Source organism: Brevibacillus sp. HD3.3A, from assembly GCF_013284375.2.
Lineage (GTDB): Bacteria > Bacillota > Bacilli > Brevibacillales > Brevibacillaceae > Brevibacillus > Brevibacillus parabrevis.
Map to the genome: position 1 here is coordinate 2,237,819 of NZ_CP085874.1, position 13,761 is coordinate 2,251,579.

The 13,761-nt window shown below is 52.5% G+C and carries 19 protein-coding genes; 11 read left to right on the forward strand and 8 right to left on the reverse strand.

Features of this window, described 5'->3' with window-relative positions:
• Positions 1 to 122 precede the first annotated feature (122 nt).
• The 3 genes from HP435_RS10955 to HP435_RS10965 all read right to left on the reverse strand — a co-directional run bounded on the left by HP435_RS10955 (position 123) and on the right by HP435_RS10965 (position 2,075).
• Positions 123 to 524, reverse strand: coding sequence for an SET domain-containing protein (locus tag HP435_RS10955; protein WP_122965658.1), 402 nt, complete (start codon positions 522 to 524; stop codon positions 123 to 125).
• A gap of 97 nt (positions 525 to 621) precedes the next feature.
• A complete protein-coding gene (locus HP435_RS10960; protein WP_063227749.1) occupies positions 622 to 1,272 on the reverse strand; it encodes a response regulator in 651 nt (216 codons plus the stop codon).
• The gene (locus HP435_RS10965; RefSeq protein ID WP_122965659.1) at positions 1,269 to 2,075 is read right to left on the reverse strand and encodes a sensor histidine kinase; all 807 of its coding nucleotides are present in this window, start codon (positions 2,073 to 2,075) and stop codon (positions 1,269 to 1,271) included. Before HP435_RS10965 ends, HP435_RS10960 begins: the two co-directional genes overlap by 4 nt.
• Positions 2,076 to 2,181: 106 nt before the next feature.
• On the opposite strand from HP435_RS10965, the gene thiD reads away from it, so the two are divergent.
• Positions 2,182 to 2,976, forward strand: coding sequence for a bifunctional hydroxymethylpyrimidine kinase/phosphomethylpyrimidine kinase (gene thiD / locus HP435_RS10970; RefSeq protein WP_122965660.1), 795 nt, complete (start codon positions 2,182 to 2,184; stop codon positions 2,974 to 2,976).
• A 62-nt stretch (positions 2,977 to 3,038) separates the two neighbouring features.
• Here thiD and HP435_RS10975 read toward each other — a convergent pair whose 3' ends face one another.
• Entirely contained in the window at positions 3,039 to 4,382 is a 1,344-nt protein-coding gene (locus HP435_RS10975; protein ID WP_173599751.1) for a DUF4179 domain-containing protein, read from the reverse strand.
• A 10-nt stretch (positions 4,383 to 4,392) separates the two neighbouring features.
• On the reverse strand, positions 4,393 to 4,917 hold the full coding sequence (locus HP435_RS10980; protein ID WP_173595595.1) for a sigma-70 family RNA polymerase sigma factor: 525 nt from the start codon (positions 4,915 to 4,917) through the stop codon (positions 4,393 to 4,395).
• A 141-nt stretch (positions 4,918 to 5,058) separates the two neighbouring features.
• Between HP435_RS10980 and HP435_RS10985 the strand changes: the two genes are divergently transcribed.
• From HP435_RS10985 to HP435_RS11000, 4 genes are all read left to right on the forward strand, one after another.
• Positions 5,059 to 5,268 (forward strand): hypothetical protein, encoded by a 210-nt coding sequence (locus HP435_RS10985; protein ID WP_122965663.1) that lies wholly within the window; start codon positions 5,059 to 5,061, stop codon positions 5,266 to 5,268.
• A gap of 83 nt (positions 5,269 to 5,351) precedes the next feature.
• Positions 5,352 to 6,425 carry a spore photoproduct lyase gene (splB, locus tag HP435_RS10990; protein ID WP_173599750.1) on the forward strand — a complete coding sequence of 358 codons (1,074 nt, stop codon included), beginning with the start codon at positions 5,352 to 5,354 and terminating at the stop codon, positions 6,423 to 6,425.
• Between the two features lie 145 nt (positions 6,426 to 6,570).
• Positions 6,571 to 7,206: a deoxynucleoside kinase gene (locus HP435_RS10995; protein WP_122965665.1), complete on the forward strand. Its 636-nt coding sequence runs from the start codon at positions 6,571 to 6,573 to the stop codon at positions 7,204 to 7,206.
• 51 nt (positions 7,207 to 7,257) lie between these two features.
• Positions 7,258 to 7,947: a deoxynucleoside kinase gene (locus tag HP435_RS11000; protein ID WP_122965666.1), complete on the forward strand. Its 690-nt coding sequence runs from the start codon at positions 7,258 to 7,260 to the stop codon at positions 7,945 to 7,947.
• A 98-nt stretch (positions 7,948 to 8,045) separates the two neighbouring features.
• Here HP435_RS11000 and HP435_RS11005 read toward each other — a convergent pair whose 3' ends face one another.
• Positions 8,046 to 8,636 carry a TetR/AcrR family transcriptional regulator gene (locus HP435_RS11005; RefSeq protein WP_173595597.1) on the reverse strand — a complete coding sequence of 197 codons (591 nt, stop codon included), beginning with the start codon at positions 8,634 to 8,636 and terminating at the stop codon, positions 8,046 to 8,048.
• 48 nt (positions 8,637 to 8,684) lie between these two features.
• Positions 8,685 to 9,107, reverse strand: a complete 423-nt coding sequence (locus tag HP435_RS11010; RefSeq protein WP_122965668.1) for a VOC family protein — start codon at positions 9,105 to 9,107, stop codon at positions 8,685 to 8,687.
• A 162-nt stretch (positions 9,108 to 9,269) separates the two neighbouring features.
• Between HP435_RS11010 and HP435_RS11015 the strand changes: the two genes are divergently transcribed.
• From HP435_RS11015 to HP435_RS11040, 6 genes are all read left to right on the forward strand, one after another.
• Positions 9,270 to 10,007, forward strand: coding sequence for a class I SAM-dependent methyltransferase (locus HP435_RS11015; protein WP_173595598.1), 738 nt, complete (start codon positions 9,270 to 9,272; stop codon positions 10,005 to 10,007).
• An 87-nt stretch (positions 10,008 to 10,094) separates the two neighbouring features.
• Positions 10,095 to 10,379, forward strand: coding sequence for a 4a-hydroxytetrahydrobiopterin dehydratase (locus tag HP435_RS11020; protein WP_122965670.1), 285 nt, complete (start codon positions 10,095 to 10,097; stop codon positions 10,377 to 10,379).
• A gap of 106 nt (positions 10,380 to 10,485) precedes the next feature.
• Positions 10,486 to 10,809 carry a hypothetical protein gene (locus HP435_RS11025; RefSeq protein ID WP_122965671.1) on the forward strand — a complete coding sequence of 108 codons (324 nt, stop codon included), beginning with the start codon at positions 10,486 to 10,488 and terminating at the stop codon, positions 10,807 to 10,809.
• Positions 10,806 to 11,579 carry a DUF3109 family protein gene (locus HP435_RS11030; RefSeq protein ID WP_122965672.1) on the forward strand — a complete coding sequence of 258 codons (774 nt, stop codon included), beginning with the start codon at positions 10,806 to 10,808 and terminating at the stop codon, positions 11,577 to 11,579. Before HP435_RS11025 ends, HP435_RS11030 begins: the two co-directional genes overlap by 4 nt.
• A 68-nt stretch (positions 11,580 to 11,647) precedes the next feature.
• Positions 11,648 to 12,157: an acyl-CoA thioesterase gene (locus HP435_RS11035; RefSeq protein WP_173595978.1), complete on the forward strand. Its 510-nt coding sequence runs from the start codon at positions 11,648 to 11,650 to the stop codon at positions 12,155 to 12,157.
• Between the two features lie 75 nt (positions 12,158 to 12,232).
• On the forward strand, positions 12,233 to 13,150 hold the full coding sequence (locus HP435_RS11040) for an aldo/keto reductase (RefSeq protein WP_173595599.1): 918 nt from the start codon (positions 12,233 to 12,235) through the stop codon (positions 13,148 to 13,150).
• Between the two features lie 53 nt (positions 13,151 to 13,203).
• Here the strand turns inward: HP435_RS11040 and HP435_RS11045 are convergent, their stop codons facing one another.
• Positions 13,204 to 13,632, reverse strand: a complete 429-nt coding sequence (locus HP435_RS11045) for a thiol-disulfide oxidoreductase DCC family protein (RefSeq protein ID WP_173595600.1) — start codon at positions 13,630 to 13,632, stop codon at positions 13,204 to 13,206.
• Positions 13,633 to 13,761: the final 129 nt, after the last annotated feature.

The window sequence follows — 13,761 nt, forward strand, 5'->3', positions numbered from 1 at the left end:
AAGACGTGGCCACCACGATTGTCGAGCAGCGCAAGCTTGATCTCGACTTTGTCAGTTGAGACAGTTGAAAACGAAAAGCAAAAAGGCAGGTGAGCGCTCACCTGCCTTGTCGTGCTGCTTGCCTATTCCTTTTGCTCGCCGGACTGCTCTTCTTCGTAAAACCAGAGCGGATCGTCACAGTCTTCATCGCCGTTGTAGTTGATCAAAATTTCTTCGCCTGCCTGAATGTCACGGTACGCGTAGAAATCGAACGTGTGGTTGTCGAAGTTGATGCTGTACGTGGCGTTTGGCGTGTAGGAATGATTGAACAACATGCCGTATCCGAGTAACAATGCGGTATGGTTCGCACCGTATTCAAATGCGTAGTCAGCCAAGAGCGTTTTCTCGATGTGCTCATGTTCTTCATTCAAATAGGGAAGAACCGGAGCTTCATGGAGCAATTCGCCTTTTGTGAAATCGCGCAGGGCGAAAACGCCTCTGTTTAATTCTCCGTTGCTGAGCTTGGAGGTTTTGACTTCGAGCATGTGGTTCACCTGCCATTCTGGTATCTTGTATCGTAAAACAAGTCTTTCTAAGGATGACAGTGGTTGGCTTGGAAAGCAACTGTTTTCGAATGGGAGACTACTTTTTCATGATCAGATGATGGCGGACGGCGTAAGCGGCAAGCTGGACGCGATTCGCCAGTTGCAGCTTTTCCAAAATGTTTTTCAGATGGTTTTTGACCGTGTTTTCAGCGATGATCAACGCTTCGCTGATTTCCCGGTTTGTTTTGCCCGCCCCCACGTACATGACGATTTCCCGCTCGCGGGGAGTGAGCACATCCGGCACGAGATCGTCCACGTGCTCCTCCTGCCGGAAGCGGTACATCAGTCTCGTTGCCATCTCACGCGTCAGCTCGCTGTCTTCGCCCAGCAAGGCGTGCAAGTAGTTGATCCAGTCGTCCGGCTCCAAATTTTTCAAAAGGTAGCCTTGAGCGCCAAACTGGATGGCGGTAATCAGGTCGGCAACATCGTCCGAGACGCTTAAAATGACGACCTTGATGTGCGGGTACGCTTTTTTCACTTCGCGAGTTGCTTCCAGACCGCTCCATTTCGGCATGTTGATGTCCATCAGCACCAGGTCGGGCTGGAGCTTTCCACATTGGATGAAAGCTTCCTCGCCATTGTCAGCCTCTCCGATTACTTCAAACGAAGGATCGGGGTCAAGCAGCGAGCGAATCGCCATGCGAGCCATCGGGTGGTCGTCGGCGATCAGGACACGGTATGCATTCATTGCGAAAAACCTCCAGCATGAGCGGTCAGGCGGATGATCGTGCCGCCATCAGCCCGTTTTTGAATATCAATCGCGGCGTTCAGCTGTCTGGCCCGCTCGCGCATCATGGACAAGCCGTATTTTTTCGTATCCGGGTTGGTCTGGGCGATGCCCACGCCATCGTCCTCCATCACGAGCTGCCAGCTGCGCGGCTCGCCTGTGGTCAGTCGAATCCAGGAATGCTTGGCCTGCGCATGCTTGCGAATATTGGCGAACGCCTCCTGAATGATTCCGAATAGCTGCACTTCCTCGGCAGGAGTGAAAAAGCTTTCTTTCACGCGCAAATCCCAGACGACATCGACGCCGGACAAAGCGCTCCACTGGGTCAGCCATTTTTCCAGCCGCTGGTCGAAGCTGCCTTCCTCAGGCAACGATCGCAAGTTGAAAATGGCTTGGCGGACGTGATTGTCGATTGCGGAAACCGCCACGCGGGCTTCGTCCAGATGACCTTGCTTCAGCTTGACATTGAGAAAAAACAAAGATTGTGCGATGCCGTCGTGCAGCTCCCGCGCCAGACGCTCGCGCTCCTCGTAAACGGCGCGCCGGGCTTGTTCTTCCACGATCCGCGCGTTCATTTGCTTGATCGTGCGAAACATCCACGTCGCGAACAAATAAGACAGCACCAGTGTCATCAAGGTGATGTACACATTTCCCGTTTCCATCGACATGTAGGGCAGCAAAAAATCGTGGCGGACAAATTCGAAGCCGCCGATGATAATCGTCGGGATCAGGACGGTCAGCCAGTAAAACAAGCGATAAGACATGAGAAAATCCCTTCTTTGCGGTTGGTGATCACTCCTTAGTATACCGAATGGGACATGCGGATGATATACTCGTAGGAGAAAAGGTGGTTGAGCAGGAGGGAAATTCATGAGTACGATTGCGAGAGCATTGACGATAGCAGGATCAGACAGCGGGGGAGGGGCAGGCATCCAGGCCGATCTGAAAACGTTTCACCAGCTCGGCGTCTACGGGATGAGCGCGATTACCGCTGTCACTGCACAAAATACGTTGGGAGTAGCGGGAGTATACCCGTTGCCGACAGAGGCGGTGGCGCAGCAAATGCGCGAGGTGCTTCGCGATCTCGGCGCCGATGCGGCGAAGACAGGCATGCTGTTTGACGCCCAGATTATTCGTGCGGTGTCGGCAGAAGTTCGCGACGCAGGCTTGCAAAAGCTCGTCGTAGACCCGGTGATGATCGCCAAAGGCGGAGCGAAGCTGCTGCTGGACGAAGCGATTGACGCTCTGAAAACAGAGCTGCTCCCGCTCGCCGAAGTGGTGACGCCAAACTTGCCCGAAGCCGAGTGCCTGACAGGCTTGTCCATTCATACCCCGGAAGAGATGCGGGAGGCTGCCCGCGTCATTCATGCGCTGGGAGCGCGCAATGTGTTGATGAAAGGCGGTCATCTGGAAGGGGATACCGTCGTCGATATTTTGTTTGATGGCCGCGACTTTATGGAGCTGTCGCACGAACGCATCCCAACCAGACATACTCATGGGACAGGCTGCACCTTTTCCGCTGCCCTTACCGCCGAGCTGGCGAAAAAGACGCCGCTTCACGTTGCGGTAGAAAAGGCGAACCGTTTTATTTTCGAGGCGATCAAAACGGCTCCGCAATTGGGCGGCGGCCATGGCCCGACCAACCATTGGGCAGTTGTCGATTAATTGTATGGCACAAAAGGAAGGCCCCGCAGAAGAAGCACATCCTTCGCAGGGCCTTTGCTTGCTCATTTGACTTGTACCGTAATCTCGCCTTGCAGACGTGTCGGATAGTCTGTCAAGATGAGGGAGTAATCGTCGATAGTTCCTTTGTTCGTCAATCGTTTGAAGAGCAATCCGTGTTTTTGCGTTCGCCCATCCGGCGAAGCGATTGTCGAGGTGGTTCCTTGGACATACTCATATTTGTTTTCCCGATTGTCCGTAATATCGTTGCCAAAATAGGTGAAAAGGTGGCGATCGGACTCTTCCTCCACCCGCAGTTCCAGGTCGAGCCCGACCACATCGTCAACTTGTCGCAGCGCGGCCAGCTTGAGTTTGTCGTCAGGTGCTTTGACCAGCGTCTGCTTTTTCGCATCAATAACGACTTGCAGCTTGTCGCGATCAAGTGCCCGTATCCCGCTTGCTTTCAAAAACAGCTGCTGCGGTTCCAGAAAATAAATGCTTTCCAGATTGAACACCTTGCTATTTTCTCCGTTGTTCCGAACCGGAACGCCATTACCCCAAAAAGCGTACGTCTGCCCCTTTTCGTCGACCAGCTTCAAGTCATCGAACCCGAAAATGTGCTTTTTGTTTGCCGGATCAAAGCGGATGCTCACCTCTGTTTGCGTCGGGAAGACCGTAATTTGTTCGATGGTCAGCGATTGTCCGTCTACCGTGATTTGCTTGTCGACAGGGTACACTTTTTTCTCAAAAGCGCTGTATTTGCTGCGGTCGATCGGGAACGTCACCGAGAGCGACGAATCTTGCTTGACGTCATCAATTTCAAACGTCACCTCGGCTGTCAAAGACTCGGGGATGACGCTGGCTTCCGGGACATAAACATCGATCCGGTCTTTATGTTCCACGTTTGCTGCTACTCCCATACTGCCCCAGTTCGCCCCATGTTCCCATTCCTTGCCAGATGCGTCCAAAAGTTTCACGCCGCGCAAGGCAACTTTTTGCCCTGTATGCTCGTGCTTGAGTGTGTAAAAAAGCAGCATGCGCTTCTGGTCGGTCAGCACCTGGTCAATGGTGAAGGTGATGCCGGACAAGGAAGCTTTCGTGCCAATATCCTGAACCATTTTGTGCTCCACGGCGCGTTGCAGCCCTCTGTCATCGCGGATCAGCTCCACGATCTTATCCATCCCGGGCAGCTCGCTGACATAAGCGGCGACGGCAGGGGAGAGGCGCACGGACAGCACGAAGGCAAAAAGAATGCAGCACACCGCAAGTCCTGAGTAGAGGCGTATCAGCCGATTGCGTCGGTGCATGCGTTTTTGCTCTTTGGCTTGCGCGATGCCGCGGCGAATGTACGGTTCCATGTCAGGGAGCGGCTGTGATTTTGTTTTTTCCATATCCGTATCGAAATCCATAACGTTCGATTCACCAGCCTTTCCCGAGATCTTTTCGCAAGGCGCCTAACGCTTTGTGCAGCCAAGTCTTGACGGTTCCTTCCGGATAGCCGAGTCTCGAAGCGATTTCCCGAATGGTCAGGTCTTCAAAATATTTCATGAGAATGATGCTGCGATACATCGGTGTCAGCTTGGCCAATGCTTCCTCAATGACCAGTTTTTCCGCCGTCTGCTCCGTCTGGCTGCCGATCGGAATAGCGAAGCTCTCTCCGGCATGCCAGTCGGAGGCGAACCGTTTTTTGCGTTTCAGCTCGTCCAGACAGACATGAATCAGGATGCGCGTCAGCCATGTGCGAAAATGCGCGGGTTCTTTCAAGCGGGACAAGCGCAGATAGGAGCGGCAGGTGGCCTCCTGTATGGCCTCCAGCGTGTCTGCCTCGTTGCGCAAAAAGGCGTAAGCCACGCTGTACAGCTGTTTTTGCTGCTGGCAAATCAGCTGGTAAAAGGCTTCGTCGTCCCCTTGCCTGGCTTGCCCGACAAGTTGTTCGAGATTCACAATCTTCCCCTCCTACTAAACATTAGACGCCGCAAGAGCCAAAACGGTTTTGGGAAAATAGGCAATCTTGCTTTTTTGGCGAACCAATAGCCTTCTTGATGCTTACAGTAAAGGAGGAAGAAGCAACGAGGGTGAGAAGGCATGTGGACCAAGTGGGTAACGATTCATGAGTCGTACGGGCTCCCCAGGGTGGCGAGCGAGTGTCGCATCTATTTGGAGATGAAAGGCATCCGGGTCAGACTGTTGTCCAGGGAGACGAAAAAGGGCGGGCATGTGTACACGCTGCAAGTGCCCATCAGCCAGGCGGCGGAAGCGAGGGAGCGGTTGCGCGAGTTCAAAAGCGGATTGTAGCGAGAGCAGGCCAAAAGCCAGCGTTCTCCTTGAGGCGAGCAGGGCGCTGTGGGCCATACTAGGCACGGGAGGGATCTGTGCCTATGGCGACTACACTCTTGGAAGCGCCCGCGAAAACAGGGCGAAAAGATTCCGGTTTGTTTGTGCCCGACTACGTGTTCGTCGAGCCGAATGCCCTGGACTATCCGCTCGGACAAGAGCTGTACCAACGGTTCAAAGAGCAAGGGATTCCGCTGCAAATGACAACCAGTCACAACCAGGTTCGCGGCATTCCCGGAGAAACGGATGTTGAAAAATATCGCAATGCCAAACGGACACTCGTCATCGGCGTGCGCAAAACGATGAAGTTCGAGCCTTCCAAGCCGTCTGCCGAGTACGCGATTCCGCTGGCGACAGGGTGCGCCGCTCATTGCCACTACTGTTACTTGAATACGAATGTCGGGTCGAAGCCGTACATTCGCGTCTACGTCAATACCGACGAAATTTTTGCCCAGGCCAAAACATATATCGAGAAACGTCCGGGGGAGATCACCAGGTTTGAGGCAGCCTGTACGTCCGATCCGGTCAGCATCGAGCATTTGACTGGCAACCTCAAACGCGCGATCGAGTTTATGGGCAAAGAAGAGTTCGGGCGACTGCGGTTTGTCACCAAATTTCACCATGTCGATTCATTGCTGGACGCGCAGCACAACAAGCACACCCGTTTTCGCTTCAGCATGAATGCCGATTTTGTGATCAAAAATTTTGAGCCGGGTACTTCCAGCTTCGCACAGCGTATTGAAGCGGCAGGCAAAGTGGCGCGAGCCGGATATCCGCTCGGCTTTATTTTGGCTCCTTTGTACTGGTTTGACGGATGGGAAGAGGGGTACACCGATTTGCTCGAACGGCTGAGCAGCCAGCTCGTCCCGGAAGCGATGACCGATCTGACCTTTGAGCTGATTCAGCATCGCTTCACGAAAATCGCCAAAAGCTTGATCCTCGCGCGCTATCCGAAGACCAAGCTGGTGATGAACGAAGAAGAACGCAAATATAAATGGGGCAAGTACGGCAAGGGCAAATACGTCTACCCGGATGTTCAGGCAAAAGCTTTGCAGGCGCATCTGGAAAAAGAAATTGCCCGGCTGTTTCCCCAGGCGAAAGTGGAGTATTTTACGTAGAAAGTCCAGACTGCCCAGCCAGCGGGGGCAGTTTTTTTGCTGGCAAAAGATGGCTAGCGACATAATGCGAATGGTTTCGACAAATACAAGGACGCGTGCTAAAATATGGAGTGCTCTCATTTTTCGGAAAGGAACAGACGCTTATATGAAGTCCATATTGATAACCGTTGAGGGACCGATCGGAATAGGAAAAACCTCCCTGGCGCGGGAACTGCACCAAACATGCGGCGTGCAATTGCTGGAAGAGATCGTCTATGAGAATCCATTTTTAGGAAAATTTTACGAAAACATCGAAGAGTGGAGCTTCCAACTGGAGATGTTCTTCCTGTGCAACCGCTACAAGCAGTTGCAAGATATTCACTCCCATTACCTCAACCAGGGCATTTCTGTCGTTTCCGATTATAATATTTTTAAAAATACGATTTTTGCCAAACGCACCCTGTCAGACAACAATCTTCCTAAGTATCTTAAAATTTATGATATCCTGACAGAAGATTTGCCGCAGGCTCATCTGGTCATTTACTTGACGGCTTCCATCGATACGGTCATGAAGCGGATTGCCATTCGCGATCGCGAAGTGGAACGGACGATGGATGTGGGTTATATGGAAAATTTGATCGCCGATTACAACGAGTTCATGGACGAGTTTGAGAAGCACCACCCGGATGTGCCTGTCATTAAATTCAACTGTGACGAGCTGGATTTCGTGCATCGCCCGGAGGATCGGCAATGGATGATGGAGCAGATTTTGCCGCGCATTGAGGAGTTGCGAAAGAAATAGAGGTTACGAATGCCGCGTGATTGGCAAGTATTTCAATAAGGAGTTGCGTACATGTCTAGGTTTCAAAACAGCCACCTTCGTGAAAAATACGGGATACCGGGCAATGCAGTGATTACCATCGGCGGAACGGTAGGTGTCGGAAAATCGACGTTTACCCATGCGCTTGCCGATCAGCTTGGTTTCCGCGTGTCTGTGGAAAAGGTGGACAACAACCCTTACCTTGGCCGTTATTATAACGATTTGTCCCGTTGGGGCTTTCATCTGCAAATCTTCTTTCTCGCGGAGCGTTTCAAGGAGCAGAAGCGGATGTTCGACTATGGCGGCGGTTTCGTCCAGGATCGCTCGATTTACGAGGACACCGGGATTTTTGCCCGCATGCTGTACGAGCAAGGCAACATGACAGAAGAAGATTACAAAACATATACCGAGCTGTTCGAAGCGATGGTCATGACCCCGTACTTCCCGCATCCCGACCTGCTGATTTACTTGGAAGGAAGCTTCGACGATATTATCGGCCGCGTTCAGGAACGTGGACGTCCGATGGAGCAGCAGACGCCGATCGATTACTGGCGCGATTTGTTCGACCGTTACGAAGGCTGGATTCATTCCTTTACATCCTGTCCGGTTCTGCGAGTAAACATCAACGAATACGATGTGGTCGATGACCCTGCTTCTGTCGAGAGCATCATTGCGCGAGCGGCGGAAAAAATTCGCCTGGGACGGGCAACGCGGTTGACTTAAGTTGACCAAACAATTCGCCCAATAACATAACCCCCTATCCATACTGCCTGGCAAATGCGCCGCGAGCAGCATAGGCAGGGGGTTTTTCGTCTGGCTATTTATTTGACCCGATAGCCTTCAAGCATCAGCGTCATGGCCCTGGCCATCTGTTCCAGAGAGTGCGCCTGGTCAGGCATTTGGGCAATCCAGAGCGCAGCTTCGTTCATTGCGCCAGAGAGCAGATGAGTCAAAGCCTCGATGGGCACAGCGGCAAGGTAACCTTGCTCTGCCATGCTTTGCAGTTGGGCTTGCAGCAGTTGCATGCTGTGTTCCTCGTCCATTTTCCGCCAAGCTTCCCAGCCGAGAACGGAAGGGCCGTCAATGAGCAAAATCCGTCTGTTGCGATGTTCGACGGCTGACGTGACAAAGGCGCGGCAACCGTTCAACAGCTGTTCCCACGGGTCCTGGCTTTTGGCAGCTTCCGTCTCTACTTGTTCTGCGATTTCTTTTTGCACGGATTCGAGCACGGCGCGGAACAGCCCTTCTTTGTTGCCAAAATGATGGTACAAGGCTCCTCGCGTCAGTCCCGCTTCCTTGACCATGTCCTCTGTTGCGGCATGGGCGTACCCTTGGGTGGAAAAATGCTCCCTCGCTATTTCCAGCAGCTTCGCGATCGTTTCTTGCCTTTGTTGTGCTTTCGATACTTTCATGCTGTTTCTCTTGCTCCTATCTGATCTGATCGAGGATGAGGCCAACCGTCAGTTTTGATCGACGTACTGGCTGCTGAACGCTTCCGTGGGAGGAATGACGGTGATGACGTCGATCAGGACGCCATTTGGATCAGAGGTAATGAAGTGACGCTGCCCAAACGGTTCATCCCGGATATCCAGGTGCACGGGAAGCCCGGCTTTTTGGATGAGTTTGTCATATTCCGCATCAACATCATTTACTTCGAAGTTGAGAATCAGACCTTGGGTAGAGGTTCGATACCCGGACGGTATAGTGTCGTGATCGGGATGCAAAATAGCCAGCTCAAAAGGGAAGTCGCCCTTGCTGTGCTTCAAGCTCACGTACCAATCCGCTTCAAAAACGAGGTCAAATCCAAAGTGTTCCACATAAAAACGGGCACTAACGCCCACTTGCCGAGACAGGATAACCGGATAAAAACTGGATACTTTCACAACAATCTCTCCCTTCCGTTCGTAATGAAAATTTAACATACAGACTGTATGTATGTAAAGTTGTTATTGGCATTTCCTCTGCACTTTGCCCGGGGGAAATCGGCTGCGGACAAACCCTCCTGTGGTATAATAAAGAAATCTTGGTATTAAAGGAGCTAGGGAATGGCAGAAGAATGGTTTGAACGCAGCTTTCGCGAAGATTACGTGCTTGTCTACCAGCATCGGGACGATTCGGCAGCCGATGAAGAGATCGCCAACCTGTTGGAGCGATTGCCTGTCAAAGACACGGGACGCGTACTGGATCTTTGCTGTGGGAGCGGGCGGCATTCGCGTGCGTTGGTTCGCAGGGGATACGAGGTGGTCGGAGTCGACTTGTCTCCTGTATTATTGCAGCTGGCCGAAGAACAAAACAACGATCCGCGGCTCAGCTTCGCCCGCTGTGACATGCGCAATATTCCCTATCGGGACGAATTTGATATCGTGGTTAACCTCTTTACCAGTTTCGGCTACTTCTCTTCTGATGAGGAAAACGCGCAGGTCATTCGCAATATGGCGCAAGCATTGAAAACGAACGGCGAGGTCGTCATCGATTACTTGAATCCAGCCTACGTCACGAGCCATCTCGTCCCGCATTCCACGAAGCACGTCAATGGAATGTTCATTGAGGAAAAACGGTGGATCGAGGACGGAGCCGTAAAGAAACGGATATGGATTACAGACGATACGGACAAAGAAAAGCGTGAATACTTGGAGCAAGTCCGGCTTTTTTCTGTCGAACAGATGATCGCGATGTTGGAGCAGGCCGGATTCGGACAGATTCAAGTTTTTGGCAACTACCAATTCGAACCGTATATAGCCAGTCAATCGCCACGCATGATTTTTTATGCGATCAAGCAATAAGTCGTGCGGATAAGCGTGACTAACCTTTCTGTCAGGTGAATATGATGGTGTTACAACCGTTCATCGGACAAAAGGGGGGCGATGTGAGTGAGCAAGCTGTCTTTGGAGCAGGTCAAACTGTATTTGAGCAAGGTTCCGGGCTGGAAGCTGGTAGAGGACAGGATGGCGCTGTCGCGCACATACCACTGTAGAGACTTCGCCACGGCCGTAAGCTTCGTGAATCGCGTGGCGGAGATGCTTGAGCACGACAGTCAGCATGTGGAGATTCATTTGGCTGGCGGGACTGTCACCTTTACGCTCGCGACCCGTGAAGCAAAAGGGCTGACGGGCAAGGACTTCGCCCTGGCACAAACGATCAGCAAAGTAAGCTAGAACGGGACGACACACGACCGCTTCTTCGGGGAAGCGGTTTTCTTTTGGCATTTTCGCCTCACTTTGCTATGATGGGCAGTAATGAAACTTTCGGAGGGATCAAGAAATGGACATTCAACAACACGAGCAATTGCTGCGCTTGCTGACAGACGAATTTGCCAGCAAAACGGCATCTGTCACATTTACACAGTGGGATACAGACAGCGAAGAGGAAGAAGAGGTAACACAATTTCAGGGACAACTGACAGAAGTCAAGTTGACTGATAATGAATTTGAGGAAAAAGACTTGCTGCTGGTGTTTGTGTCGGAAGCGGAAGGCGAGCTGGAAATTTTGATGGAAATCCCTGGCGATGAAGTGGACCTCGCCACATTTGCAGACGGAAAGCTGAGCATTTTCGGTACGGAAGCGGAGATTGTTTTGGAGAAATGAAGAAAAAGCATTCCTTTCGCTACGTAGGCACCCCTGATCCGATGAGCGACAAAGAGGTGTACTGCTGCGAAAAATATATAAAAAAGCACAGAGCGGCGATGATCAGGGCAGGTCAGTATATAGTCGACGTCCCGGCCTTGCTCGCCCTGTTTCATCTTGACTGTTGGAACTGCCGTGCGGTTCATCGCGAGACTTGTTGCGAGGGTGGACAACCTTACGCGGTGGAGCCGTGGCAAATTCCGATCATGGAAAAAGAACTGCCGGAAATCACAGCCCGCTTGCAGTCAGCAAGCGAACGGGAAAATTGGGAGCGGCACGGCGTCTGGGACCGGGGGCAGCTGCCAGGCACGATCCGCATGCGCCACGGCAACTGCCTGTTTTATCAGGAAAACAACGGCCGCCTCGGCTGTGCGATCCATGCGTACGCCGAAGAGGCAGGACATGTGGTGGAGCCGCTAAAGCCGTTCAGTTGCCAGTTGTATCCGCTTGATCTGATCGATACGGGCGAGGCGATTTTGCTGACGGCGGTGACGGAGGAGACGTCGTCCTTTTCGCGCTGGGGAACAGACTATTTGGAGCAATTTTACTGTGCCAGCCCACAGCGCAGGAAACTGGCAACGCATCTGGATGAAAATGTGTTCGCACTCGCCGGGTACCGTCCGGCGTATGAGTGGAACTTGCCGATGCTGCGCTATTTTTTGCAGGAGGAAGCGCACGGGGTGCTTGAACACTTGCAAGCACACAACCAACTGGGAACTGTCAGGATGTAATTGGAACAGTGGATGCCTTGTGATATGATGGGGAAGGCATGAACATGATTGACAAAGGAGCAACAGTGATGAACGTCAAGACTACTCAAGAATCCCGCACGATTCAGGCATCCCTGGTTCAACCGTCCGATACCAATTACCACGGCACGATTTTTGGCGGCACGATGATGGCTTATATAGATGAGGTTGCGGCAATTGCTGCGATGAGACATTCCCGCAGGCCCGTCGTGACTGCTTCCATAGACTCCATCGATTTTCTCGCTCCGGTGAAAATGGGGCACTCGATTTGCCTGGAAGCTTTTGTTTCTTCGACAGGGCGCACTTCGATGGAAGTGTTTGTCAAAATCGTTTCGGAAAACTTGCAAACAGGGCAACGCGTGCTGACAGCTACTTCGTTTTTGACTTTTGTCGCCCTGGATGAAGCTGGAAATCCGACCGAGGTTCCTGGCATTGTCCCGCAAACCGAGGAAGAGCAAAAACTGATGGCCTCCGCAGAAGAGCGCAAAAAAATGCGCAAGGAGCGAAAAGGAAGCCTGCAAGCTTTTGTCAGCCAGTTGAACGTGGAAAAAACGATTTGATTTTCGCATGCTTTCTCCCTGAGCGACAGTTCGCTCAGGGGCTTTTCTACATAGTGGCACGAGGAGGAATCGGCGATGAAGTACCGCAGACTAGGCAAGACGGAACTGAATGTTTCGGTCATCGGCGTGGGAACGTGGCAGTTCGGCGGAGAGTGGGGGCAAGACTTCACTCAGCCTGAGGTCGACGCGATTTTGGACACGGCCAAAGAACTTGGAATCAACTTGATTGACACGGCGGAATGCTACGGAGATCATCTCTCGGAGCAACTGATCGGGGGCTATTTGAAAAAGGGCGGTCGCGCAGACTGGATTATCGCAACGAAGTTCGGGCATCATTTTCACGACAAGTTTTCCCGCACGGACGAGTATGGGGCAGCGCAAGTACAAGTGCAGCTAGAGAACTCGTTGCGAGCTTTGCAGACGGACTACATCGATTTGTACCAGTTCCATTCCGGGCCGGACGCAGCGTTCGACAACGACGAGTTATGGACGTATTTGGACAAGCAAGTACAGGCAGGAACGATTCGCCACCTCGGTTTGTCGATTGCGAAAAATGACAACATGCATCAAGTTGCGAATGCAAGCTCCGTGCAGGCGAAGACGATTCAGGTCGTGTACAACCGACTGGACCGGAAGCCGGAGGAAGCGGTTTTTGCTTCGTGTACCGAACAAGACTTGGGCGTACTTGCGCGGGTGCCTTTGGCAAGCGGATTTTTGAGCGGCAAGTACAAGCCCGGTGTCGTTTTTGCCGGAAACGATGTGCGGCATCGCCGCGACCCGCAGCAAGTGGCGGAGTTGCTTGCAGAAGTAGCCAACATCAAGGAAACCGAAGTGCCGGAAGGAATGGACATGGCGCAGTGGGCGCTTGCCTGGTGCCTGAAGCATCCCGCCGTCACGGCGGTAATTCCGGGCAGCAAAAGTCCGGCGCAAGTGGAAGCGAATGCGAAAGCGGCAGCATACGCCGCGGACGACCATCCGCAAGCGCAAAAATAACAGCAAAAAGAGGAGCCGACGCCAAGTGCCGGCTCCTCTTTTTTTATGGGCGGTCAATCGAGAAAACGCGCCTTGATTTCGCGGGTCGGCAGCATGCACTGCTCTTGCTTGCCAAACCAGCGGTAACGATTCCGGGCGACCCAGTCGTAAATGAAATCGCGGGCAGGACGGGGGAGGAAGCGGCCGAGGTAAAAGCACAGCGGCCACGCTCCAGACAGTTTGCGCGCGACCTGCGAAACCGCGTCCGATTTGGTATACAAGCGACCGTTGGCCAAAAAGACGACAGATGAAAGCTGCGTGGCATCGTACTGATGCGACGACAAAATCTGTTTCGCCGTCTCTGACTGCAAGGAAGCGAAGTGAATCGCGCCGGACGAGTCGCGTTTCAAAACAAATTGTACGGCGCTGTTGCACATATGGCATTCGCCGTCAAAAAACAGCAGATTGTCAGGGTGTTGCAACGGCGTGGATATCGGTTTCATCAGCCAGCCCTCCATGCTTCAAAGGCGAGTGAGTTGGAAATCACTCTTCTCTCTTAGGATAGCAAAGAACGGAGGGCATTCCCAGTGGCATGATGTTTTTTAGGAGCGTGGATCTGACCCGCTTGTGGT

Excerpts from the sequence above, each read along its gene's own strand:
- HP435_RS10955 (WP_122965658.1), bottom strand. The coding sequence starts at position 524 with ATGCTCGAAGTCAAAACCTCCAAGCTCAGCAACGGAGAATTAAACAGA.
- HP435_RS10960 (WP_063227749.1), bottom strand. The coding sequence starts at position 1,272 with ATGAATGCATACCGTGTCCTGATCGCCGACGACCACCCGATGGCTCGC.
- HP435_RS10965 (WP_122965659.1), bottom strand. The coding sequence starts at position 2,075 with ATGTCTTATCGCTTGTTTTACTGGCTGACCGTCCTGATCCCGACGATT.
- thiD (WP_122965660.1), top strand. The coding sequence starts at position 2,182 with ATGAGTACGATTGCGAGAGCATTGACGATAGCAGGATCAGACAGCGGG.
- HP435_RS10975 (WP_173599751.1), bottom strand. The coding sequence starts at position 4,382 with ATGGATTTCGATACGGATATGGAAAAAACAAAATCACAGCCGCTCCCT.
- HP435_RS10985 (WP_122965663.1), top strand. The coding sequence starts at position 5,059 with ATGTGGACCAAGTGGGTAACGATTCATGAGTCGTACGGGCTCCCCAGG.
- splB (WP_173599750.1), top strand. The coding sequence starts at position 5,352 with ATGGCGACTACACTCTTGGAAGCGCCCGCGAAAACAGGGCGAAAAGAT.
- HP435_RS10995 (WP_122965665.1), top strand. The coding sequence starts at position 6,571 with ATGAAGTCCATATTGATAACCGTTGAGGGACCGATCGGAATAGGAAAA.
- HP435_RS11000 (WP_122965666.1), top strand. The coding sequence starts at position 7,258 with ATGTCTAGGTTTCAAAACAGCCACCTTCGTGAAAAATACGGGATACCG.
- HP435_RS11005 (WP_173595597.1), bottom strand. The coding sequence starts at position 8,636 with ATGAAAGTATCGAAAGCACAACAAAGGCAAGAAACGATCGCGAAGCTG.
- HP435_RS11015 (WP_173595598.1), top strand. The coding sequence starts at position 9,270 with ATGGCAGAAGAATGGTTTGAACGCAGCTTTCGCGAAGATTACGTGCTT.
- HP435_RS11025 (WP_122965671.1), top strand. The coding sequence starts at position 10,486 with ATGGACATTCAACAACACGAGCAATTGCTGCGCTTGCTGACAGACGAA.
- HP435_RS11030 (WP_122965672.1), top strand. The coding sequence starts at position 10,806 with ATGAAGAAAAAGCATTCCTTTCGCTACGTAGGCACCCCTGATCCGATG.
- HP435_RS11035 (WP_173595978.1), top strand. The coding sequence starts at position 11,648 with ATGAACGTCAAGACTACTCAAGAATCCCGCACGATTCAGGCATCCCTG.
- HP435_RS11040 (WP_173595599.1), top strand. The coding sequence starts at position 12,233 with ATGAAGTACCGCAGACTAGGCAAGACGGAACTGAATGTTTCGGTCATC.
- HP435_RS11045 (WP_173595600.1), bottom strand. The coding sequence starts at position 13,632 with ATGAAACCGATATCCACGCCGTTGCAACACCCTGACAATCTGCTGTTT.